Annotated in this window: 22 protein-coding genes; 2 read left to right on the top strand and 20 right to left on the bottom strand. The window is 61.5% G+C overall.

Annotation, left to right across the window (positions count from 1 at the left end; genetic code table 11):
• Position 1: 1 nt before the first annotated feature.
• From KI611_RS03450 to KI611_RS03355, 20 genes are all read right to left on the bottom strand, one after another.
• Positions 2-919, bottom strand: coding sequence for a D-alanine--D-alanine ligase (locus tag KI611_RS03450; protein WP_226418435.1), 918 nt, complete (start codon positions 917-919; stop codon positions 2-4).
• Entirely contained in the window at positions 916-2307 is a 1392-nt protein-coding gene (gene murC, locus KI611_RS03445) for a UDP-N-acetylmuramate--L-alanine ligase (RefSeq protein WP_226418434.1), read from the bottom strand. The genes KI611_RS03450 and murC overlap by 4 nt, the downstream gene beginning before the upstream one ends.
• A complete protein-coding gene (gene murG, locus KI611_RS03440) occupies positions 2304-3362 on the bottom strand; it encodes an undecaprenyldiphospho-muramoylpentapeptide beta-N-acetylglucosaminyltransferase (RefSeq protein ID WP_226418433.1) in 1059 nt (352 codons plus the stop codon). Before murG ends, murC begins: the two co-directional genes overlap by 4 nt.
• 121 nt (positions 3363-3483) lie before the next feature.
• On the bottom strand, positions 3484-4647 hold the full coding sequence (gene ftsW, locus KI611_RS03435; RefSeq protein WP_226418432.1) for a putative lipid II flippase FtsW: 1164 nt from the start codon (positions 4645-4647) through the stop codon (positions 3484-3486).
• Positions 4641-5996, bottom strand: coding sequence for a UDP-N-acetylmuramoyl-L-alanine--D-glutamate ligase (murD, locus tag KI611_RS03430; RefSeq protein ID WP_226418431.1), 1356 nt, complete (start codon positions 5994-5996; stop codon positions 4641-4643). Before murD ends, ftsW begins: the two co-directional genes overlap by 7 nt.
• Positions 5996-7099, bottom strand: coding sequence for a phospho-N-acetylmuramoyl-pentapeptide-transferase (mraY, locus tag KI611_RS03425; protein WP_226418430.1), 1104 nt, complete (start codon positions 7097-7099; stop codon positions 5996-5998). Before mraY ends, murD begins: the two co-directional genes overlap by 1 nt.
• Positions 7099-8508, bottom strand: coding sequence for a UDP-N-acetylmuramoyl-tripeptide--D-alanyl-D-alanine ligase (locus KI611_RS03420; protein ID WP_226418429.1), 1410 nt, complete (start codon positions 8506-8508; stop codon positions 7099-7101). The genes mraY and KI611_RS03420 overlap by 1 nt, the downstream gene beginning before the upstream one ends.
• Positions 8505-9989: a UDP-N-acetylmuramoyl-L-alanyl-D-glutamate--2,6-diaminopimelate ligase gene (locus KI611_RS03415; RefSeq protein WP_226418428.1), complete on the bottom strand. Its 1485-nt coding sequence runs from the start codon at positions 9987-9989 to the stop codon at positions 8505-8507. The genes KI611_RS03420 and KI611_RS03415 overlap by 4 nt, the downstream gene beginning before the upstream one ends.
• The gene (locus KI611_RS03410) at positions 9986-11734 is read right to left on the bottom strand and encodes a peptidoglycan D,D-transpeptidase FtsI family protein (RefSeq protein WP_226418427.1); all 1749 of its coding nucleotides are present in this window, start codon (positions 11732-11734) and stop codon (positions 9986-9988) included. Before KI611_RS03410 ends, KI611_RS03415 begins: the two co-directional genes overlap by 4 nt.
• Positions 11734-12012 carry a cell division protein FtsL gene (gene ftsL / locus KI611_RS03405; protein WP_226418426.1) on the bottom strand — a complete coding sequence of 93 codons (279 nt, stop codon included), beginning with the start codon at positions 12010-12012 and terminating at the stop codon, positions 11734-11736. The genes KI611_RS03410 and ftsL overlap by 1 nt, the downstream gene beginning before the upstream one ends.
• Positions 12012-12938 (bottom strand): 16S rRNA (cytosine(1402)-N(4))-methyltransferase RsmH, encoded by a 927-nt coding sequence (gene rsmH, locus KI611_RS03400; protein ID WP_226418425.1) that lies wholly within the window; start codon positions 12936-12938, stop codon positions 12012-12014. Before rsmH ends, ftsL begins: the two co-directional genes overlap by 1 nt.
• Positions 12935-13381 carry a division/cell wall cluster transcriptional repressor MraZ gene (gene mraZ, locus KI611_RS03395; RefSeq protein ID WP_226418424.1) on the bottom strand — a complete coding sequence of 149 codons (447 nt, stop codon included), beginning with the start codon at positions 13379-13381 and terminating at the stop codon, positions 12935-12937. The genes rsmH and mraZ overlap by 4 nt, the downstream gene beginning before the upstream one ends.
• Positions 13382-13769: 388 nt before the next feature.
• Positions 13770-14474 carry a DsbC family protein gene (locus KI611_RS03390; RefSeq protein WP_226418423.1) on the bottom strand — a complete coding sequence of 235 codons (705 nt, stop codon included), beginning with the start codon at positions 14472-14474 and terminating at the stop codon, positions 13770-13772.
• 9 nt (positions 14475-14483) lie between these two features.
• Positions 14484-15647, bottom strand: coding sequence for a UbiH/UbiF family hydroxylase (locus KI611_RS03385; protein WP_226418422.1), 1164 nt, complete (start codon positions 15645-15647; stop codon positions 14484-14486).
• A gap of 40 nt (positions 15648-15687) precedes the next feature.
• The gene (locus tag KI611_RS03380; RefSeq protein WP_226418421.1) at positions 15688-16032 is read right to left on the bottom strand and encodes a hypothetical protein; all 345 of its coding nucleotides are present in this window, start codon (positions 16030-16032) and stop codon (positions 15688-15690) included.
• A gap of 57 nt (positions 16033-16089) precedes the next feature.
• Positions 16090-16389, bottom strand: coding sequence for an HU family DNA-binding protein (locus KI611_RS03375; RefSeq protein ID WP_226418420.1), 300 nt, complete (start codon positions 16387-16389; stop codon positions 16090-16092).
• Between the two features lie 226 nt (positions 16390-16615).
• Complete coding sequence (locus tag KI611_RS03370) at positions 16616-17254, bottom strand: NapC/NirT family cytochrome c (protein ID WP_226418419.1); 639 nt, start codon at positions 17252-17254, stop codon at positions 16616-16618.
• Positions 17254-17694 carry a nitrate reductase cytochrome c-type subunit gene (locus KI611_RS03365; protein ID WP_226418418.1) on the bottom strand — a complete coding sequence of 147 codons (441 nt, stop codon included), beginning with the start codon at positions 17692-17694 and terminating at the stop codon, positions 17254-17256. The genes KI611_RS03370 and KI611_RS03365 overlap by 1 nt, the downstream gene beginning before the upstream one ends.
• 72 nt (positions 17695-17766) lie before the next feature.
• Complete coding sequence (gene napA / locus KI611_RS03360; protein WP_226418417.1) at positions 17767-20280, bottom strand: nitrate reductase catalytic subunit NapA; 2514 nt, start codon at positions 20278-20280, stop codon at positions 17767-17769.
• Positions 20277-20537 carry a chaperone NapD gene (locus KI611_RS03355; RefSeq protein WP_226418416.1) on the bottom strand — a complete coding sequence of 87 codons (261 nt, stop codon included), beginning with the start codon at positions 20535-20537 and terminating at the stop codon, positions 20277-20279. Before KI611_RS03355 ends, napA begins: the two co-directional genes overlap by 4 nt.
• A 298-nt stretch (positions 20538-20835) precedes the next feature.
• Between KI611_RS03355 and ahpC the strand changes: the two genes are divergently transcribed.
• Positions 20836-21399 carry an alkyl hydroperoxide reductase subunit C gene (ahpC, locus tag KI611_RS03350; RefSeq protein ID WP_226418415.1) on the top strand — a complete coding sequence of 188 codons (564 nt, stop codon included), beginning with the start codon at positions 20836-20838 and terminating at the stop codon, positions 21397-21399.
• Between the two features lie 106 nt (positions 21400-21505).
• Positions 21506-23059, top strand: coding sequence for an alkyl hydroperoxide reductase subunit F (gene ahpF / locus KI611_RS03345; RefSeq protein ID WP_226418414.1), 1554 nt, complete (start codon positions 21506-21508; stop codon positions 23057-23059).
• Positions 23060-23097 lie beyond the last annotated feature (38 nt).

Genomic DNA, 23097 nt, shown 5'->3' with positions numbered 1-23097 from the left:
CTCAGTCGTTGGCCGCCAGTTCGAGCACGCGGCGGACCAGCGCCGGATACTCCATGCCAGCCACCCGCGCTGCCATCGGGACCAGCGAGTGGTCGGTCATGCCGGGTGCCGTATTCACTTCCAGGAAGTAATGCTTGCCGTCTTCGTCCATCAGAAAATCGACCCGTCCCCAACCGCGCCCACCGAGGATGCGGAAGGCTTCCAGCGCGCCCTTGCGGATTTCCATTTCTTTGGCTTCGGGCAGGCCGCACGGGCACAGATAGCGGGTGTCGTCGCGGTTGTACTTGGCTTCGTAGTCGTACCAGTCGGTAGCCGGCTCGATCTTGATGATCGGCAAGGCCACCATGTCGGCGCCGCAGCCGATGATGCCGACCGTGTATTCACCACCCATCACACCTTTTTCGGCGATGACCAGCGGGTCGTGGCGGGCCGCCTCGGCGTAGGCCTGCTGCAGGCCGCCGCGTTCCTTGACCTTGCTGATGCCGATCGACGAACCTTCATGGGCTGGCTTGACAAAAATCGGCAGGCCGAGCTCTTCCTCGACCTCGGCGAAATCCGAGTCGGCGGTCAACAGTGCATATTCCGGGATCGGCAGGCCGGCCGCCTGCCACAGCAGCTTGGTGCGGAATTTGTCCATGGCCAGCGCCGACGCCATCACGCCGGAACCGGTATAGGGAATGTGCATCAATTCCAGCGCGCCCTGGATCGTGCCGTCCTCGCCGTGCCGGCCATGCAGCGCGACGAAGGCGCGGTCGTAGCCCTTCAGCGCATCGAGCGGCTGCTCGGCCGGATCGAAGGCATGGGCGTCGATACCCTGGCCCTGCAGCGCCGCCAGCACACGCGAACCGCTATTGAGGGAGACCTCGCGCTCGGCGGAGGTTCCGCCGAAGAGGACTGCAACTTTACCGAAACCGCTCATTTTGCTTCCACCACCTTGCCGGGCACCGCACCGATCGAACCGGCACCCATGGTCAACACCACGTCGCCGTCACGGGCGACATCCATAATCGTTTGCGGCATGGCCGCGATATCTTCGACGAACACCGGCTCGACCTTGCCGGCGACGCGCAGAGCGCGGGCCAGCGAGCGAGCATCGGCGGCGACGATCGGCGCTTCGCCGGCGGCGTAGATTTCAGCCAGCAACAACACGTCGACGGTAGACAGCACCTTGACGAAGTCCTCGAAGCAGTCGCGCGTCCGGGTGTAGCGGTGCGGCTGGAAAGCCAGCACCAGACGGCGACCGGGGAAGGCGCCGCGGGCTGCGGCCAGGGTCGCCGCCATCTCGACCGGATGATGACCGTAGTCGTCGACCAGCGTAAATGAACCGCCAGCCGGCAGCGCCACTTCGCCATAGCGCTGGAAGCGCCGCCCGACCCCCTTGAACTCGGCCAGCGCCTTGATGATCGAGGCATCCGGCACCTGCAACTCGGTGGCCACGGCAATCGCCGCCAGCGCGTTCAGGACATTGTGCAAACCGGGCAGATTGAGTGTGATCGCCAGCCGCGAGACCGAACCATTGACCCGCACGACGTCGAAGCGCATCTGGCCGTCGGCCGCCACGACGTTCTCGGCGTAAAAGTTGCTGCCCGGGCTCAGGCTGTAGGTAACGATCTGCTTGGCGACCTGCGGCATGATGGCCCGGACGTTGGCATCGTCAGCGCAGAGCACGGCAACGCCGTAGAACGGCAGGCGGCTGAGAAAATCGACGAAGGCGCCTTTCAGCCGCTCGAAATCGTGGCCGTAGGTTTCCATGTGATCGGCGTCAATATTGGTGACGACCGAAAGGACCGGCGACAGAAATAGGAAGGAGGCATCGGACTCGTCGGCCTCGGCCACCAGGAAATCGCCGCTGCCCAGCCGGGCGTTGGCGCCGGCCGCATTCAAGCGACCGCCGATGACGAAGGTCGGATCGAGCCCGCCTTCGGCCAGGATGCTGGTGACCAGACTGGTCGTCGTCGTCTTGCCATGCGTACCGGCGATGGCGATGCCACGCTTCAGGCGCATCAGTTCGGCCAGCATCTGGGCACGCGGCACCACCGGGATATTCAGTTCGCGAGCCGCCACCACTTCCGGGTTGTCGGCCTTGACCGCCGTCGAGACGACGACGGCCTGCGCGCCGCGAATGTTTTCGGCGGCGTGACCGATCATCACCTTGACGCCCTCGCCTTCCAGACGACGGGTCGTGGCGCTCGCCGCCAGGTCCGAACCGCTCACCGTGTAGCCCAGGTTGGCCAGCACTTCGGCGATGCCGCTCATGCCCGAACCGCCGACGCCGACGAAGTGGATATGTTTGACTTTGTGTTTCATTTCGCACTCTCTGCACAAATATTCGCCACTTCTTCGGTGGCATCGGGCTTGGCCAGACTGCGGGCCTTTTCAGCCATTTCCAGCAACTGGCTGCGACTGTAGTTGCGGATCAACGAGATGCTCTCCGGGGTCAGTTCGTCTTGCGGCAGCAGGAAGGCGCCGCCGACATTGACCAGGAATTTCGCGTTGCCCGTCTGGTGGTCATCGACCGCATGCGGGAAAGGCACCAGGATGCTGGCCACGCCGGCTGCGGCCAGCTCGGCGATGGTCAGCGCGCCGGCCCGGCAAATGACCAGATCGGCCCAGGCATAGGCGCCGGCCATGTCTTCGATGAAGGGCACGCAATGCGCCTGGACGCCGACCGCGGCGTAATTGGCCTTGAGCGCCTCAAGATGCTTTTCGCCAGCCTGATGGACGATTTGCGGCTGCTCGTCGGCAGCGAGCAGGGCCATGCCCTTGGGAACCATCTCGTTCAGCGCCTGGGCCCCAAGGCTGCCGCCGATGACGAGCAGGCGCAAGGCGCCGCTGCGTTCAGCAAAACGCTCGGCCGGCGGGGCGATGGCGGCAATTTCCGGACGTACCGGGTTGCCGAGCCAGGCGCCCTTGGCCAGGACATTCGGGAAACCGGTCGCGATGCGGTCGGCAACACTGGCCAGCACGCGATTGGCCAGCCCGGCCACCGAATTCTGTTCGTGCAGGACGAGCGGCTTGCCCAGCAAGGAGGCCATCATGCCGCCGGGAAAGGTGATGTAGCCGCCCATGCCGAGCACGACATCCGGGGCGATCTGGCGGATCAGCTTTTGCGCCTGCCAGAAACCGCGCAGCAGATTGAGCGGCAGCAACAGCTTGCGCAGGATGCCCTTGCCGCGCAGCGCGGCGAACTTGACCCAGACCATTTCAAAACCGCTTTGCGGCACCAGCCGCGCCTCCATGCCATCGGGATTGCCGAGCCAGACGACCCGCCAGCCGCGCTGACGCATTTTGTCGGCGACGGCAAGGGCCGGAAAAATATGCCCGCCGGTCCCGCCGGCCATGATCAGGATGGTTTTGTTCATAGCTTGCCTCCGCGCATCATCTGACGGTTTTGGCTACGGCCGCGCTGCGCGCTTAACACCGGCTGCGCCGGGTTAGCCTGCGCCGAAATCGCCAATTGATGCGAATACATACCAGGCTTCGTCATAGCTTGGCTCCGCGCATCAATTGGCGATTTTCCCAATCGACACGCAAAAGTATGGCCAGGGCGACGCAGTTCGCCAGCACCCCCGAACCGCCGAAACTCATCAGCGGCAGGGTCAGGCCCTTGGTCGGCAGCAGGCCCATGTTGACGCCCATGTTGATGAAGGACTGCACGCCGAACCAGATACCCATGCCCATGGCGACCAGCGCCGGGTAGAGGCGATCGAGCTGGACGCAGCGCCGGCCGATGGCAAAGGCGCGCTGGACGAGCAGCGCGAACAGGGCGATTACCGCCAGCACACCGAAGAAGCCGAGTTCCTCGGCGATCACCGCGAGCAGGAAATCGGTATGCGCTTCCGGCAGGTAGAACAGTTTCTCGACGCTGGCGCCGAGCCCGACGCCGAACAATTCGCCGCGCCCGAAGGCGATCAGCGAATGCGACAACTGGTAGCCGCGGCCGAAGGCGTCGGCCCACGGGTCCATGAAGCCGAACACCCGGTCGCGCCGGTAAGGCGAGACGATGATCATCACCGCAAAGGCGATCAGCAGGCCGAAGATCAGCAGGGCGAACAAACGCGCCTTCAGGCCGCCGAGGAAGAGGATACCCATGGCGATCGAGATGATGACGACGAAGGCGCCGAAGTCCGGTTCCTTCAGGAGCAGCATGCCGACGATGGCCATGGCACCGAACATCGGCAGGAAGGCCTGCTTCAGGTCGTGCATCACGTTGATTTTGCGCACCGTGTAGTCGGCGGCGTAGAGCACGGCGAACAGCTTCATCAGTTCGGACGGCTGCAGGTTGGCAAAGCCGAGCGGCAGCCAGCGGCGGGCGCCGTTCACATCCCGGCCGATGCCGGGAATCAGCACGATGGCGAGCAGGACGACGCCGGCCATGAACAGATACGGCGCCGATTTCTGCCACAGCGCCAGCGGCACCTGGAAAGCCACCGCGGCGGCGACCAAGCCGATGCACAGGAAAATGCCGTGACGCACCAGGTAATAGGCCGGCTGGTGGTTGGTAAAGCGCCCGCCTTCGGCAATCGCGATGGATGCCGAATAGACCATCACCAGACCGGTGAACAACAGGATCAACACGCTCCACAACAGCGCGTAGTCGATTTCGGCCACCTGGCGGCGCGGCGAGTCGAGGGCGCCGATCAGCATGATGGCAACTCTTTGACCGCCGCGATGAAGGCTTCGGCGCGATGGGCGTAATTGCGGTACATATCGAGGCTGGCGCAAGCCGGCGAGAGCAGCACGCAATCGCCGGCCTCGGCGTGTTCGGCCAGCCAGCGCACGGCGGCAGCCATGTCGCCGAGAATGCGGGTCGGCACGCCGCTGCCTTCGAGGGCCATGCCGATGGCGGCCGCATCGCGACCGATCAGCGCCACCGCCCGGCCATGTTTTTCCAGGGCCGGCTTGAGCGGCGAGAAATCCTGGCCCTTGCCGTCGCCGCCGAGCACGATGGCCACCTTGCGGCCCATGCCTTCGATGGCGGCCAGCGTGGCGCCGACATTGGTGCCCTTGGAATCGTCGACGTAGAGCACGCCGCCGATCTCGGCTACCGTTTCGACCCGGTGCGGCAGACCGGAAAATGTTTTCAGCGGCTCGACCAGACGGTCGACGGCGACCCCGACCGCTTCGCACAGTGCCAGCGCCGCCATGGCGTTGGCGGCATTGTGCAAGCCCGTCAGCTTCAGCTCATCAACCCCGACAATAGCCGCCTTGCCCCGGCAGATCATGCCGCTGGCCAGACCATAATCGGCGCTACGCGGCGCGGCGTTCAGGCCGAAGGTGACGATCTTGCGGCCGCACAGGCCATTGGCCATCGACCAGTCGTCGTCGCGATTGAGGACCATGACGCCCCGCCCCTGGAAGACGCGCGACTTGGCCGCCGCGTAATTGGCCAGGCTGCCGTCGTAGCGGTCGAGGTGATCCTCGGTGACGTTGAGCACGGTGGCCGCCGCAGCGTTCAAATGGTGTGTCGTTTCGAGCTGGAAGCTGGACAGTTCAACCACCCAGACGGCCGGCAGCTGGCCGGCATCCTGGGCATCCATCAGCGCGTCGAGGGCCGACGGCGAGATATTGCCGCAGGCGATGGCCGGCACGCCGGCGCCGTTCAGCAGGTGCGCGGTCAGCGCCGTGGTGGTGGTCTTGCCGTTACTGCCGGTGATGGCGATGATCTGCGAGGTCGGCACCTGCGCGCGGACGCCGGCGGCGAACAGCTCGATTTCCGAAATGATCGGCAGATCGAGCGCAGCGATCTCCGGCGTCGCTTTCGGCACGCCGGGTGACAGCGCAACGAAGTCGAGGCCGGCAAAGGTGGCGGCGGCAAACGGCCCGGCGATCACTTCAGCCTGTGGGGCAACCTTCGCCAGCGCATCAAGGTTGGGGGGAGTGGCGCGCGAATCGGCAACCCGGACGAACGCGCCCTGGCGATGCAGCCATTTGGCCATCGCCAGTCCGGACTCGCCGAGTCCGATTACCGCAACGCGTTTGCCCCTGAGTTCCATTAGCGCAGCTTCAACGAGGACAGCCCGACCAGCACGAGCATGATGGTGATGATCCAGAAGCGGACGACGACCTGCGTCTCCTTCCAGCCGGTTTGTTCAAAATGGTGGTGCAGCGGCGCCATGCGCAGGATGCGCCGGCCCTCGCCGAAACGTTTCTTGGTGTATTTGAAATAGCCGACCTGCAACATTACCGACAGCGTTTCGACGACGAAGACACCACCCATGATCAGCAGCACGATTTCCTGGCGGATGATCACGGCGACGGTGCCGAGCGCCGCGCCGAGGGCCAGCGCACCGACGTCGCCCATGAAGACTTCGGCCGGATAGGCGTTGAACCACAAGAAACCAAGACCGGCCCCGGCGATCGCGCCGAGCAGGATGCACAGCTCGCCGGCACCCGGCACGTAGGGGATCAGCAGATACTTGGCATAGACGGCGTGGCCGGTGACGTAGGCAAAAAGCACGAAAGCCGACGCGATCATCACGGTCGGCATGATGGCCAGGCCATCCAGGCCGTCAGTCAGATTCACCGCGTTGCTGGTGCCGACGATGACGAAATAGGTCAGCGTGATGAAGCCGATGATGCCGAGCGGATAGGCGATGGTCTTGAAGAAGGGCACGATCAACTGCGTTTCGGCTCCCGACTTGGCCGAGAAGGCGAGAAACAGTGCGGCGCCGATGCCGAGCAACGACTGCCAGAAATACTTCCACTTGGCCGACAGGCCTTTCGGGTCGCGGTAGACCACCTTCTTCCAGTCGTCGTACCAGCCGACGATGCCGTAGCCCAGCGTGACGACCAGCACCGTCCACACATACTTGTTGGAGAGGTCGGCCCAGAGCAGCGTCGTCACCCCGATGGAGATCAGGATCAGGACGCCGCCCATGGTCGGCGTGCCGGATTTGACGAGGTGCGTCTGCGGCCCGTCGGTACGAACCGCCTGACCGATTTTCTTGGCGGCCAGCCAGCGGATGACGCGCGGACCGGACGCGAAGGAAATCAGCAGCGCGGTCATCGCCGCCAGCACGGTGCGCAGCGTGATGTAGTTGAAGACGTTGAAGAAACGTACGTCCTGGGCCAGCCATTGGGCAAGTTCGAGCAGCATCAGTGGTTCTCCCCGGCTGGCTTGGTCAGCGGCACGGTGGCGGCAGTCGCGTCAGTGGCGGAGGACGCGGCCAGCGCATCGGCCACCCGTTCCATTTTCATGAAGCGCGAGCCTTTGACCAGCACCGTGGTTTCCGGCCCCAAGTCCTTGTCCACCGCGGCAATCAGCTTTTCGATACTGCAGTAGTGCCGGGCCCCGTCGCCAAAATTGCGCACCGCTTGCTGCGCCGCCTCACCCAGCGCATACAGGCGGTCGATGCCCTGGCTCTTGGCATAGCCGCCGATCTCATCGTGATACTGGCCGCTGGCTTCGCCGATTTCGCCCATGTCGCCGAGGACCAGCAGCTTGCGGCCGATGGTCGAGGCCAGCACGTCGATACCGGCACGCACCGAATCCGGATTGGCGTTATAGGTGTCGTCGAGAATCTCGGCGCCGTTGTGGCCGGCCCGCCGCTGCAGCCGGCCCTTGATGCCGGAAAAGGCCTCCAGCCCGGCGACCACGGCGGCCATCGGAACACCGGCAGCAAGACAGGCGGCCGCTGCGGCAACCGCATTGCGGGCGTTGTGCCGACCGGGAATACGCAGATGCAGCGCGGCCTCACCTTCCGGGGCCGTCAGTTCGAGCGCCAATTCCAGCCCGTGCTGATGCACGGTGGCATGCACGTCGGCGGCATGGTCGATGGCGAAGCTGCGGACCTTATGCGCGCCGGCCATCTCGCGCCACAGTCCGGCGTAGCAATCATCGGCATTGACCAGAGCGATACCGTTTGGCTGCAGGCCGGCGAACAGGCTGCCTTTTTCCCGCGCCACTTCGTCGAGGTCGCCCATCCCTTCGAGGTGGGCCCGTTGGGCATTGGTTACCAGCGCCACGGTCGGAGCGCCGATCGGGGCCAGGTAGGCGATTTCGCCGGGATGGTTCATGCCCATCTCGATCACCGCGGCGCGGTGCGAGGCATTCAGGCCGAGCAGCGTGAGCGGCAGACCGATATCGTTGTTGAAGTTGCCGCGCGTCGCCAGCACGGCATCGCCGAAGGCGGCGGCGAGGATGGCGGCGATCATTTCCTTGGTCGTCGTCTTGCCATTCGAGCCGGTCACGGCGATCACCGGCAGCACGAAGCTGGCGCGCCAGGCAGCGGCCAGGCGACCGAGTGCGAGGCGGGTATCGGCGACGACGACGGCCGGCACATCGGCCGGCAACTTCGCCGCATCGGCGACGAGCAGCGCGGTGGCGCCACTGGCCACGGCCTGGGTGAGAAAATCATGGGCATCGAAGTTGTCACCGTTCAGGGCGATGAACAACTGCCCGGGGCCAATCGCCCGGGTATCGGTGGAAACACCGTTCAACGCCACGTCGGGACCAACCAGACGCCCGTCGACGGCGTGGGCAACTTGCGAGAGTAGCCAGTTCATTCGGCGATCTCCTTATTGTTATCGGTACGACGCAAGCTCAGCGCAGCCTGTGCCTGCTCAAGGTCGGAAAACGGGGTACGAATGCCGGCAATTTCCTGATAGGACTCGTGCCCCTTGCCCGCCAGCAGGATGACATCGCGCTCGTCGGCTTCAAGAATGGCGCGACGAATCGCCGTCGCCCGGTCGATTTCGACTTCGCCATGGTGCATGCCGGCCAGAATGTCGTCGATGATGGCTTGCGGCATTTCGCTGCGCGGGTTGTCGCTGGTCACCAGCGCCCGGTCGGCCCGTTGCTCGGCGATACCGCCCATCAGTGGCCGCTTGCCCTTGTCACGATCGCCGCCACAGCCGAAGACGAGGCTCAGATGGCCGCCGCGCGACGTCACGACATCGCGCAAGGCAATCAGGGCATTTTCTAGTGCATCCGGCGTATGCGAGTAGTCGACCACGACCAGGGGCTCGCCATTGCCCCCCACCCGCTCCATCCGCCCGGGCGGCGGCGTCAGTTCGGACAGGCGACGGACCACATCGGCCACGGCCATGCCGGCATCGTGCAAGACGGCAGCGACAGCCAGCAGATTCGAAATGTTGTAACGGCCGACCAGACCGGTATCGACCGTGCCCCGACCGTTCGGCAGGATCAGCGTGAAGCGCTGGCCAAAGGGCGTATCGACCAGATTCTCGGCCCGCACCAGCGCCGGGAAGTCGCGGCGCGGTTCGCCAATGGCGTAGCCCAGCACGCGCATCGCCGTCGTCTCGCGAATCAGCTGCAGACCGAATTCGTCGTCCAGATTGATGATCGCCGTCCGCAGGCGCGGCCAGCTGAACAGGCGCGCCTTGGCCGCGGCATAGGCATCCATTGTCCGGTGGTAATCGAGATGATCGCGGGTGATATTGGTAAACACCGCAACGTCGACCCGGGCGCCATTCAGCCGCCCTTCCTGAATGCCGATCGAACTGGCTTCCAGGGCGCAGGCGGCAGCCTCAGCGCTGCGGAATTGCGCCAGATAGCGCATTAAGGTGGTCGCTTCCGGGGTGGTGAAGCCGGTATCGACCTGGGCATCGGGAAAACCGGCGCCGAGCGTGCCAATAACGGCACAAGGCTTCGGGTAGACCTTGGCGATGCATTGACTGATCGTCGTCTTACCGTTGGTGCCGGTGATCGCGATCAACGACAGGCCTTCGCTCGGATAGCCATAGACGGCATGGGCGAGCGGCCCGGCCAGCGAGCGCAAGGCAGCAACCGGCAGATTGGCAACGGCCCACGCCGGATCCCATGCAAAATCACCACCCGCTTGCCAGGCCACGGCCACCGCACCGCGCGCCAGGGCATCGCAGATATAGCGCCGGCCGTCGGCCAGATCGCCGGGATAAGCGAGAAAGAGATCACCCGGCAGGACCTGGCGACTGTCGTCGGCAACCCCGCTCGGCACGATGCCGATGGCTTCCAGACGCTGCAGGATTTCGCGCGGCGTAGTCACAGCGCTCCCTTTCCGAGATTGGCCTCGGCCACCTGGACCGGCGCATCGGGCGGCACGCCCATGGTCCGCAAGGCGCCGCCAGCGATCGACGAAAATGCCGGGCCAGCGACATCGCCACCAAAGTGGCCGCCAGCGGAAGGCTCGTCGATCATCACCGCGACAATCAGGCGCGGGTCGCCGATCGGCGCGATGCCGACAAACGAGGCGACGTATTTTCTAGCATAGACACCGCCTTCGACCTTGTAGGCCGTACCGGTCTTGCCACCGACACGATAGCCCGCGACCCGGGCCTTCGGCGCGGTCCCTTCCGGTTGCACGGCCATTTCCAGCATGGCCCTGATTTCACGGGTGGTCTGCGGCGAAAAAACACGGACGCCGCGCACCGGCGTATCTTCCAGGCGAATCAGCGACAAGGGAATCAACTCGCCGTCACGGGCAAAAACGGTATAGGCCCGAGCCAACTGAACCAGACTGACCGAAATGCCATGACCATAGGACATCGTGGCCTGCTCGATCGGCCGCCAGCTTTTCCACGGCCGCAAACGACCAACGACCTCGCCCGGAAAGCCGAGATTGGGCGCCTGGCCGAAACCGACGCCATCGAACATCTCCCACAATTCCTGCGGCGAAAAACCGAGGGCGATCTTCGCCGTGCCGACGTTGGAAGATTTCTGGATTATCTGGGCGACGGTCAGCAGACCATGCGCATGGGAATCGGAAATGGTCGCCGAGCCAATGGTCAGGCGGCCCGGCGCGGTGTTGATCACGGTGTCGAAGCGAACCTTGCCTTTTTCGAGCGCCAACGCGGCGGTAAACGGCTTCATCACCGACCCCGGCTCGAAGGTATCGGTGATGGCCCGGTTGCGCAGCTGGGCGCCGGACAGGCGCTGGCGGTTGTTCGGGTTATAGGTCGGCCAGTTGGCCAGCGCCAGTATCTCGCCGGTCCGCGCATCGATGACGATGGCGCCGCCGGCCTTGGCATTGTTGGTCTCGACCGCCGCCTTGAGCTGGCTGTAGGCCAGGTATTGAATCTTCGAGTCGAGGGCCAGCCGGACATCCTTGCCATCCATCGGCGGCTTCAGCGCACCGACGTCCTCGACAATCTGGCCGCGGCGGTCCTTGATCACGCTGCGGCTCCCCGAGTGGCCGAGCAGACTGTTCTGGAAAGCCAGTTCGACGCCCTCCAGGCCCTTGTCGTCAACGCCGGTAAACCCGACGACATGCGCCGTCATGTCACCGGTCGGGTAATAACGGCGGTATTCCTTTTCCTGATGGACACCCGGCAGCTTCAGCGCGGCAATGCGATCGGCCGTTTCCGGCGGCACCTGGCGCTTGACGAAGACGAAGGTCTTGTCCGAGACCAGCTTGCCATCGAGCTCCTTGACGGTCATCTCGAGCAGCGCGGCCAGTTGCTGCTTCTGCTGCCCCGGCATCGCCCGGGCGTCGCCAGGGATCGCCCAGATCGACTTCATCGGCGTCGACACCGCCAGCATGTCGCCGTTGCGGTCGGTGATCTTGCCGCGTGAAGCGGAAACCTCGATATCGCGGCGGTAGCGCGAATCACCCTTCTCCTGCAGAAAGTCGTTGTTGATTACCTGCAAATAGAAACCGCGCGCCACCAGCGCCAGGAAAGCGCCCATCAGCAGCAAGCCGACGGTACGCGAACGCCAGCCCTGCAACGCCAGTTGCAGCACCGGGCTTTCGGTAAACCGATGCCCGCGCTGGGGACGCCGCCGGACACCCATCAGGCACCTCCTTTGGCGGCGGCCGGCGGGCGCTTCGCACTCAGCGCATCGGGCGAAACCATGTGCAGACGGTCACGGGCGATTTTTTCGACCCGCGGATGCGTCGCCCAGGTCGACATCTCCAGCTGCAGCTGGCCATACTCGACATCGAGCTGACGCGCCCGCTCCTGCTCGCTCTCCAGATCCTGAAACAGCTTGCGCGCGCGATGCTGGGAGGTGACAACACCCAGTGCGCAAACGACGACGATCAGGAGAAGGATCATGTTGAAACGGACCATTACAGTTTTTCGGCCACCCGCATCACGGCGCTCCGGGCGCGCGGATTGGCCGCGATTTCCGCTGCCGACGGCTTGATCATTTTGCCGATCAGGCGCAATTTCGGTTGCGGCAACTGGTCGGCCCGCAAAGGCAGGCCTTTCGGCAGATCATCGGCCGACGACTGGGCGCGCATGAAATTCTTGACGATGCGATCCTCCAGCGAATGGAAGGAAATCACCACCAGGCGACCACCCGGTTTCAACAAGTCAAGCGCTTGCGGCAAGGCTACTTCCAGCTGGCGGAGCTCTTGATTGATATGAATCCGTAAAGCTTGAAAGCTGCGCGTCGCCGGGTCCTGCCCTGGCTCACGGGTGCGCACGGTCGCGCGTACGATGGCCGCGAACTGAGCTGTTGTGACAATAGGCTGTTCGAGCCGAGCAGCCACAACCTTCTTTGCAATCTGGAAAGCAAACCGTTCTTCGCCATAATTTCTAATAACCTCCGTTATGTCCCTTATTTCGGCCCGCGCCAGCCACTCGGCCGCCGTCTCGCCCTGCGTCGTATCCATACGCATGTCGAGCGGTGCATCGTGGCGGAAGCTGAAACCGCGCCCCCCATCGTCGATTTGCGGCGACGACACCCCTACATCAAAAAGGATTCCATCCACGTCCTGCACACCGGCCTCGCGCGCCGCTTCGGCGATTTCGCCAAAGGCGCGATGGACCAGCTGAAAACGGGAATCATTGATTATTGCCCCAGCCGCAATGGCCGAGGGGTCGCGGTCGACGGCGACCAGCCGGCCGCGCTCATTCAGCGCGGCAAGAATCCGCCGGCTATGCCCGCCGCGCCCGAAGGTGGCGTCCATATAGACACCCTCCGGCTTGATCGCCAGGGACTGAACCGCCTCGTCGAGCAGCACCGTGACGTGGGTGCCACCCGCGGTCACAGCACCAAATCTCCGAAGCCCGGCGGCAGGTCGCCGGACAGCGCCTCCGCAGCCAGATCGTTCTGCTGCTTCCAGCCAGCCTCGCTCCAGATTTCGAAATGCGACCCCATACCGACCAGATAGACCGTCTTTTCGAGATTGGCGTAGTCGCGAAGTTCCGGCGCAACGAGAATGCGCCCGGCCGAATCGAGTTCCTCGGTACGCGCGTTACCAACCAGGACGCGCTTGATCGAGGCTGCACGAGTATCCAGGCTGGACGCCTTGAGAATCTGATCGCGGATCGGCTGCCAGGCCGGCGAAGGATAGAGCAGCAGACAGCGATGCGGGTGCGCCGTCAGGACGAGCGAGCCCTCGGCGGCGGCGAGCAGGGGCTCGCGGTGTCTTGCCGGTATGGCAAGCCGCCCCTTCGCATCCAGACTGAGTGCTGTAGCCCCTTCGAACATCTTCCGCTTCGCTCCCCGTTTACCCACATTTCGACACGTTTTCCCACTTTAGAACATGAACCCCCCACAGTCAATAGCGAAATTTGTATTTTTTTCTTTTGCAACAATGACTTAGGAACGCTTTTGTCGACGACGAATGTCAAATTTTTCCTTTAAAAATCAAAGGCCGAAACTCAACACTTAAAGTGACTTATAAGGAGTTCCACGGGAGCGAAGAAAGACCTTCGCCGACAATGCCGTCGTGGTAAAAACACGGTCAAATCAGACCGTTTTGGCATCGCCCCGACGCGCCCTGCAGCAGGGCTCAGGCGCGGCACGGCGCCTCGCCAGGCAGATGCACAAGAGGCAGCCGAAGCTGCCTCTTGTGCATTGAATCAAAGAGCCGGCGCTACTTGACTTGGCTGAGCCTCTGCTCGATACGCGCCAGCGGCATTGCGCCCGGCACGCGTTCGCCATCGCCGAAGAACATGGTTGGCGTTCCGGAAATACTCAACTTGCGACCGAATTCCTGATTTTTACTGACCGCCGAGGTATCGCAATCGTCCCGGCCGGCCGGTGCCTTGCCATCAAGCATCCAGTCATTCCAGGTCTTGGCGCGATCAGCCGAACACCAGATCTGCTTCGACTTGCGAATCGAATCTTCAGACAGGATCGGCAACAGGAAGGTGTATATCGTGACGTTATCCAGCTTCTGGAGATCCTTGGCCAGCCGCTTGCAGTAACCGCAGTTCGGATCCTCGAAGGTCGCCAGCACCCGCTTGCCATCGCCGCGCACCTGCTTGATGGCACGCTCAAACGGCAGATCGCCAAAGCGGATGGCCGTCAGCTTGCGCATGCGCTCCTCGGTGACGTTTTTCATCGACTTGCCTTCGATCAACTGACCGCCAGCGATGAAAGCCGTCATCTTCTCGTCGGTATAAAGAATATTTCCGTCAGCATACACTTCGTAAAGCCCGAGATATCCCGACTTGGTGACGCTTTCGATCTTGGTGCCGAGCTTGGCCTCCATCGCCTTCTTGATGTCCGCTTCATCCGCCACAGCCTGTGAAGCAAAGGCCAGCATCAGGACGAGCGGCAACAGCTTTTTCAACATGCAAATCTCCTAGAAGGCACCCAATGCGTAACGCACCAGGGAATTTTTTACAAAAGGCAGGCGATTGGTCAGGTTCAACCCGAGATTACGCAACGGCCCCAAGCCGGGCGACGAGTCGCGAAACAGCCGGTGCAAACCGTCGGTTGCCGACTGCATCAGGACAGTTTCTTCACGCCGGGCGCGCTGATAACGTTGCAGGAAACGCTCCTGACCGATATCGAACCACGGTTGTGCATTGGACAACAGCTTCGCCAACTCACTCACATCCTGGAAGCCGAGGTTGATGCCATGACCGGAGAGCGGATGAATACCGTGCGCCGCATCGCCAACCAGCGCGAGGCGGGGCGCCACCGTCTGCGGGACACGCATCAAGCGCAAGGGAAAGGCAACGGCCGGCGTCAGCAATTCGAGCCCACCAAGGACATGCTCGCCAGCCTCGGCAACTCGATCGCACAACTGCTCCGGTAACAGCGCACAGAGGTCGTCAGCGTGTTCATCCCGTGTCGACCAGACGATCGAGATACGGTTCCCGGGCAAAGGCAAATAAGCCAGCACGCCGTCGTCACGAAACCATTGATAAGCAATATTGCGATGCGGCTTTTCCGTCGCAAAGTTGGCGACCAGACCTTTTTCGCCATAGGGCGTATTGACCGCAGCTAATCCGGCCGCCTGGCGCACCCAGGAATCGCGCCCATCGGCTCCGACCAGCAACTTTCCGGAAAGCACCGCACCATCGCTCAACGAGAGCACGGCGGCATCCTGACGCAACTCCAGTTGGGCCGGCTTGGCCGGACAGAAGAGCGCGAGGTTGGCCTGGCGTTTGGCGCTTTCCCAGAATTCGCAGGCCATTAGCGACGACTCGAGTATCCAGCCCAGTTCGGAAACACCGGTCTCGAACGCCGAAAAATCGATTCTTCCACCGCCATCGCCATGCACCCGCATTGCCCGAATCGGGGTAACGCGCGTCATGTCCAGATGCTTCCAGGCGCCGATCGCTTCGAGAAAGGAAACGTTGGCCGGGCTGATCGCATAGATGCGCGCATCCCAGTTCGCCGGCGGGTGCGGTGCTTGAGTTTCCACCAGCGCGATGCGTAGGCGCGAGTCGCGCAGCGCAAGCGCCAGACTGGCGCCAGCCAGACCGCCGCCGACAATGATCAGATCAAATTGCTGCATGACGGCAATTATGCCGCGTCAACGAAACGAGGCAAAACGCTCAGGCGGGCGTACCGCCAGAAGGCGGCTTGTTCTGACGCGGGCGACGGTTGTTATTGTTGTTGTTCGTGCGCGGCCGGTGTTTTTTCTGCTGCGGCCCACCGCCACCACCAGGTTTTCCCTGGGACATCGGACCACGTCCGACATTGGCACTGGGTTCGTTTCCGGAGATGCGGTTGCCGGGAGCAAGCTGGATTTCCAGCTCGATGATTTCATCCCACTGTTCATCGGAGCGGTCACGCTCCGGAATCGACAGAAGCTCTCGCAAGCGACGGCGATTATCGTTGGGCGGCGGCGCCACAACGGGCGGATCTTCAGGCAGGTTTTCGGGATTCGAATTAGTCATCGCAAATCAAAAAAGCGGAGCCCATTCATGACGGGCCCCGCATTGGGTAATGCCAGATTATTTCTTCTTGGCAGCGGGCTTCTTGGGGGCAACGGCAGCCTTGAAAGCAGTACCGGCGGTAAATTTCGGCACCGTGGTTGCCGGGATCTTGAGCGTAGCGCCGGTTTTGGGATTCTTGCCGGTGCGCGCTGCGCGCTGCGCTGACTTGAACGTACCGAAACCGACGAGAGTAACAGATTCCCCCTTGGATACAGTCTGGACGACCGCACCGATAATAGCTGACAACGCCTTATCGGCAGCAGCCTTGGTAATACCAGCTTCTTTTGCAGCAACTTCGACCAGCTCGGATTTATTCATCTAAGTGACTCCTGTTACCTGTGTTTGTTTAAGAAAACTGGCCGTCAGAACGGCAGCAGGCTAAAAGTAGCATACCTGATTGAATATGTGTTGATGCCAAAAGCCTTTATTCACGCACCGTTCAAGAAGTTTTGCATCTTTACCACTGCCCGCGCGGATGAGGCTTTCAAAAACGACAACCCCGGTCGTTGGCCGGGGTTGTCTTGATGCCTGAATGCCGCAACAACTATTTTTTCTCGGCAGCCTCGACAGCCTCGGCCGGCTTCTCGCCGTGCGAAATGGCCACAGCCCCCTCGTTTTGCGTGCCGATATGCTGGTCAATCGCCGGCAACTGGTGAGCGATGCCCTTGTGGCAGTCGATACAGGTTTTGCCCTCGTCAAAGGCCTTCGGATGCATACGGGCAGCACGATTGCCCTGCTCGGTGTAATCCATGTAGTCGAAACGATGGCAGTTGCGGCATTCGCGGGAATCGCTGGCCTTCATGCGATCCCATTCATGCTGCGCCAGTTCGTGACGCTTCTTGTTGAATTTCTCCGGCGTATCGACGCTGCCCAGAATCTTGTGCAGCACTTCGTTCGAGGCCTGCATCTTGCGGATCATCTTCGGGCCCCATTCCTTGGGCACGTGACAATCCGGACAAGTGGCGCGCACCCCGGTCCGGTTGGTGTAGTGGATGGTGTTCTGGTATTCCTTGAAAACGTTTTCTTCCATCTCGTGACAGGAAATACAGAAAGCCTCCTTGTTGGTTGCCTCCAGCGCCCAGTTGAAACCGCCCCAGAAGACAATACCGGCGACGAAAATCAACAGCGCAGTCACCAAGCCAATCCGCTTGACCCAGGCGGGCATATATTTTTCGAGACTCATCATTCCCCCTTTTTGGCAGCTGGCTTATAAGTGTTTTCGACCAGAGGCTTGGCGTCGAACTGCGGTACGTGACATTGCATGCAGAAGTAGCGACGGGGAGAAATATTGCTCAGCTTTTTGTCTTCCCGGTCAAGATAGTGCGACTTGGCAACCTTGGTCGCCCCGGTTTCGTCGGCGCGCTCTTTCGAGTGGCAGTCCATGCACTTGTTGAAGTTCTGCGTGATGTTGTAGCCCTTGATGCTGTGCGGGATCAGCGGCGGCTGTTTCTGGAAATTGCGCGGAATGCTCTCCTTGTCTTTCTCCGGGCGGAACATATCGACCTTCGAATTCCCCTCGATCGACACATGACCGATTTCATTCACCAGTTCCTGCGCGCCGACGCCGCCAACTCCTCCCAGGAGCATGCCTGCGGCCAAGGCCAGTGCAGTGATCAATCTCATTTTATTACCTCCGATGAACGGCCGGGGCAGTGCCGCCGGCCGCTTTGTCGCTCATTTTTGTTATCGACCGCGTCAGACCTTGGTCACCTTGACTGCACACTTCTTGTAGTCCGTTTCCTTCGAAATCGGGCAAGTCGCATCCAGCGTCAGTTTGTTAACCAGACGGCCGGCGTCAAAGAAGGGGATGAAGACCAGACCGCGCGGCGGCTTGTTACGGCCACGCGTCTCGACACGCAGCTGAATTTCACCGCGCCGCGATGCCACCTTGACCTCCATGCCGCGTTGCAAACCACGCGCCTTGGCGTCATCCGGGTGCATGAAGACGACCGCATCAGGGAAGGCCTTGTAGAGCTCCGGAACACGCCGGGTCATCGTACCGGTATGCCAGTGCTCAAGGACACGACCGGTCGACAGCCACATGTCGAACTCCTTGTCCGGCGACTCGGCGGGCGGCTGGTAGGGCAACGCGAAGATGACCGCCTTGCCGTCCTTGTGGCCGTAGAACTTCACGCCCTCACCCTTCTTGACGTACGGGTCATAACCTTCCCGGAAGCGCCACAGCGTTTCCTTGCCGCCAACTACCGGCCAGCGTAAGCCACGGGCCTGGTGATAGCTGTCGAACGGCGCCAGATCGTGACCGTGACCGCGACCGAATGCCGCATATTCTTCGAACAAGCCCTTCTGAATATAGAAGCCCAGCAATTTGGAATCTTCATTATCGAAGCCGGCAGCTGTTTCATTCAGCTTGTACTTGTTCACCACGCCATTGGCGTAGAGCACATCAAACAGCGTCTTGCCCTTGAGCTTCGGCGCCTTGGCGACCAATTCGGCCGGCCAGACTTCCTCGACCTTGAAGCGTTTGGAGAATTCCATCAGTTGCCACAGATCGGAGCGAGACTCGCCCGGCGCCTTGACCTGCTGACGCCAGAACTGGGTACGCCGCTCGGCATTGCCGTAAGCGCCTTCCTTTTCGACCCACATGGCGGTCGGCAGGATAAGGTCGGCGGCCATGGCCGATACCGTCGGATACGGATCGGACACGACGATGAAGTTCTCCGGCTTGCGCCAGCCCGGATAGAGTTCTTCATTGATATTCGGACCGGCCTGCATGTTGTTGTTGCACTGCTGCCAGTAGAAATTGACCTTGCCGTCCTTCAGGGCGCGCGCCATGGCCACGGCGTGGTAGCCAACCTTGTCGGGAATCGTGCCTTCCGGCAGGCCCCACAGCTCTTCCGTATGCTTGCGATGTTCCGGGTTGGTGACGACCATGTCGGCCGGCAGGCGATGCGAGAAGGTGCCGACTTCGCGTGCCGTGCCGCAAGCGGAAGGCTGGCCGGTCAGCGAGAACGGGCTGTTGCCGGGCTCGGATATCTTTCCGGTCAGCAGGTGGATGTTGTAGCAGAGGTTATTCGCCCAGGTGCCCCGGGTGTGCTGGTTGAAACCCATGGTCCAGAAGGAAACAACCTTGACCTTGGGATCGGCATACAACTCGGCCAGCGCCTTGAGATCCTTCTCGGCCACACCGGACAGTTTGGAGACTTTTTCGACGGTGTATTCGGAAACAAATTTCTTGAATTCGTCGAAGGTGATCGGATCGGACTTGCCGGTATCGCCCTTCGGCTTGCCATCAGCGCCAGGATAACCGTTGCTCGTCGCATTCTTTTCCAGAGCGTGTGTCGGACGCAGGCCATAGCCGATATCGGTGGCGCTCTTCTTGAAATTGACGTTCTTGTCGACAAACGCCTGATTGACCTTGCCGTTCTGGATGATGTAATTGGCGATGTAATTGAGGATCGCCAGATCCGTCTGCGGCGTGAAGATCATCGGGATATCGGCCAGCTCGTAGGAACGATGCTCGAAGGTCGATAGCACAGCGACCTTGACGCCCTTGTTCGAGAGCTTGCGGTCGGTGATGCGGGTCCACAGAATCGGGTGCATCTCGGCCATGTTCGAGCCCCACAGCACGAAGGCGTCGGCATGCTCGATGTCGTCATAGCAGCCCATCGGCTCATCGATACCGAAGGTACGCATGAAGCCGGCAACGGCCGAGGCCATGCAGTGGCGTGCATTGGGGTCAAGATTGTTGGTGCGGAAGCCGGCCTTCATCAACTTGGCGGCAGCATAGCCTTCCCAGATGGTCCATTGGCCGGAACCGAACATGGCCAGACCATTCGGCCCCTTGGCCTTCATGGTGGCCTTGGCCTTTTCTTCCATGATGTCAAAGGCCTTGGTCCAGGAGATCGGCGTAAACTCGCCGTTCTTGTCGTACTTGCCGTCCTTCATGCGGAGCAGTGGCGTCTTCAGACGGTCGGCGCCATACATGATCTTGGACAGGAAATAGCCCTTGATGCAGTTCAGGCCACGATTGACCGGTGCATCGGGATCCCCCTGAGTGGCGACGACGCGCCCATCCTGAGTGCCGACCAGAACACCGCAACCGGTGCCGCAAAAGCGACAAGCTGCCTTGTCCCAGCGAATCTCGTCCTTGCCTTGGGCCACAGCTGCACCCGGTGCGGACAAACCTGCCGCAGAAATCGCCGCCGCTGCTGCATTGGCTTTGATGAAATCCCGTCGATTGAGCTTCACGCCTCTACCTCCTCGGTATCTTTTGATTCGTCGTCGCTGTATTGATAGACCATGGCTACCGATACGACGCCGGCAACACCATGCAAGGCCACGTAACTGTCCGCAGCCGAATTGGTATCGTCATCCTCCAGAGTAACGACGACCTTCCCCTCAGGACTCCTGGCATGAATTTCCACACCCGGCATCTGGAGCAACGCCACACATGCCTCTTCGAGGCTTTCTGGCGCAATGTACAAAATGGCACTGGATATGTTCATCCGGCCTAATCCTCCTGGGACACTTACTGTCGATAACTGCTTCGCCGGCAATGTTCCGGATCCTGAATAGATCAGCATTTGATTTGAATCAACTGGATACTGCTGACAGAATCACGCTAGTTCCAATGATGGCGAGGTATTAGTTCTTTTGGACTAAGCGCTGACCACCGACCAAATCGCGCCACTGGAACAGATAGGCAATCGCTATATTGTTTATTTAGGCAATCAATTAGCTCAATTGATTGCCGCCCCCTAATATTGCTCTGTGTTCAATTTTTACCCACCAGGAGAAAACCCCATGTCGCTCATCAATACCCAGGTTCAACCGTTCAAGGCCCAGGCTTTCCACAACGGCAAGTTCATCGAAGTCACCGAAGCCGACCTGAAGGGCAAGTGGTCCGTCGTGATCTTCATGCCGGCCGCCTTCACTTTCAATTGCCCGACTGAAATCGAAGATGCCGCCAACAACTACGCCGAATTCCAGAAAGCCGGCGCCGAGGTTTACATCGTTACCACCGACACGCATTTCTCGCACAAGGTCTGGCACGAAACCTCCCCGGCCGTCAGCAAGGCTCAGTTCCCGCTGGTCGGCGACCCGACGCACCAACTGACCCACGCTTTTGACGTGCATATCGACGCAGAAGGCCTGGCCCTGCGCGGCACCTTCGTGATCAACCCGGACGGCGTGATCAAGACTGTCGAAATCCACTCCAACGAGATTGCCCGCGACGTCTCGGAAACCCTGCGCAAGCTGAAGGCTGCCCAGTACACCGCCTCCCACCCGGGTGAAGTATGCCCGGCCAAGTGGAAAGAAGGCGAAAAGACCCTGGCTCCGTCACTGGACCTGGTCGGCAAGATCTAAGTAATAGTTAGCTCTCAGTTATTAGCTCCTGGTTGTTAGTTGCTGGCGCAAGCCGGCCAGTGACTAGCAACCAGTGTCTAGCGACTAAAAAACCTGAGGAAACATCATGCTCGACGCAAACATCAAGACGCAACTCAAGGCTTATCTCGAAAAGCTGCAACAACCGATCGAACTGATTGCCTCATTTGACGATAGCGCCAAGGCCGAGGAAATGCGCGGCCTGCTGGTCGACATCGCCGAACTCTCCGCCAAGGTCAGCCTGCGTGAGGACGGCACGGCCAATTTGCGCCCCTCGTTCGCCATCGCCCAACCCGGCCAGGCGCCGCGCATTCATTTTGCCGGCATCCCGATGGGCCATGAATTTACCTCACTGATCCTCGCCCTGCTGCAAACTGGCGGCCACCCACCCAAGGTCGATGCCGAGGTTATCGCCCAGATCAAGGCCCTGCCCGGCAACTTCAAGTTCGAGACCTTCATTTCACTGTCCTGCCATAACTGCCCGGACGTTGTGCAGGCCCTGAATCTGATGGCTGTGCTCAACCCCGGCGTGACCAGCACGATGATCGACGGCGGGATGTTCCAGGGCGAAGTCGAACGCCGCCAGATCATGGCCGTGCCGACCGTCTTCCTGAATGGCGAGGAGTTCGGCGCCGGACGGATGAGCATCGAGGAAATCATCGCCAAAGTGGACACCGGCGCAGCCGCCCGTGACGCCGAGAAAATCAATGCCCGCCAGGTCTTCGACGTCCTGGTCATTGGCGGCGGCCCGGCCGGCGCCTCGGCCGCCATCTACGCAGCCCGCAAGGGTATCCGTACCGGTCTGCTGGCCGAGCGCTTCGGCGGCCAGGTGATGGATACGCTGGCCATCGAGAACTTCATCTCGGTCAAGGCGACCGATGGTCCGAAGTTGGTCATGGGTCTGGAAGAGCACGTCAAGGATTACGACGTAGATATCATGAACCTGCAGCGCGCTGCCAAGCTGATTCCGGGCGACCTGATCGAAGTGCAACTGGAGAACGGCGCGACGGTGAAGAGCAAGTCGGTGATCCTGGCAACCGGCGCCCGCTGGCGCGAAATGAACGTGCCGGGCGAGCAGCAGTATCGCGGCAAGGGTGTCGCCTACTGTCCGCACTGTGACGGTCCGCTGTTCAAGGGCAAGCGCGTCGCCGTGATCGGCGGCGGCAACTCGGGGGTCGAAGCAGCGATCGACCTGGCCGGCATTGTCGGTCATGTCACGCTGATCGAATTCGACAGCCAGTTGCGGGCCGATGCCGTGCTGCAGCGCAAGCTGGCCAGCCTGCCGAACGTCACGATCATCACCAAGGCCCTGACCACCGAAGTCAGCGGCAATGGCGAAAAAGTCGATGGCCTGCTCTACAAGGATCGCAACACCGACGAGGTCAAGCGCATCGATCTCGAAGGGATCTTCGTGCAGATCGGCCTGCTGCCCAACACCGACTGGCTGAAAGGTACGGTCAACCTGTCGAATCGCGGCGAAATCGAAATCGATGCCAAGGGCCAGACCTCGGTAGCCGGCGTCTTCGCCGCCGGCGACTGCACCACGGTGCCGTACAAGCAGATCATCATCGCCATGGGCGAAGGCGCCAAGGCCTCGCTGAGCGCCTTCGACCACCTGATTCGCACCTCAGCGCCGGCCTGAACAGCCGGCGACGGAAGCGTCTGATCCTCAGATACCAA

Source organism: Dechloromonas denitrificans, assembly GCF_020510685.1.
GTDB lineage: Bacteria > Pseudomonadota > Gammaproteobacteria > Burkholderiales > Rhodocyclaceae > Azonexus > Azonexus denitrificans_A.
The sequence above is the reverse complement of the archived record's forward strand: the minus strand, read 5'-3'. Positions and strand labels throughout refer to the sequence as shown.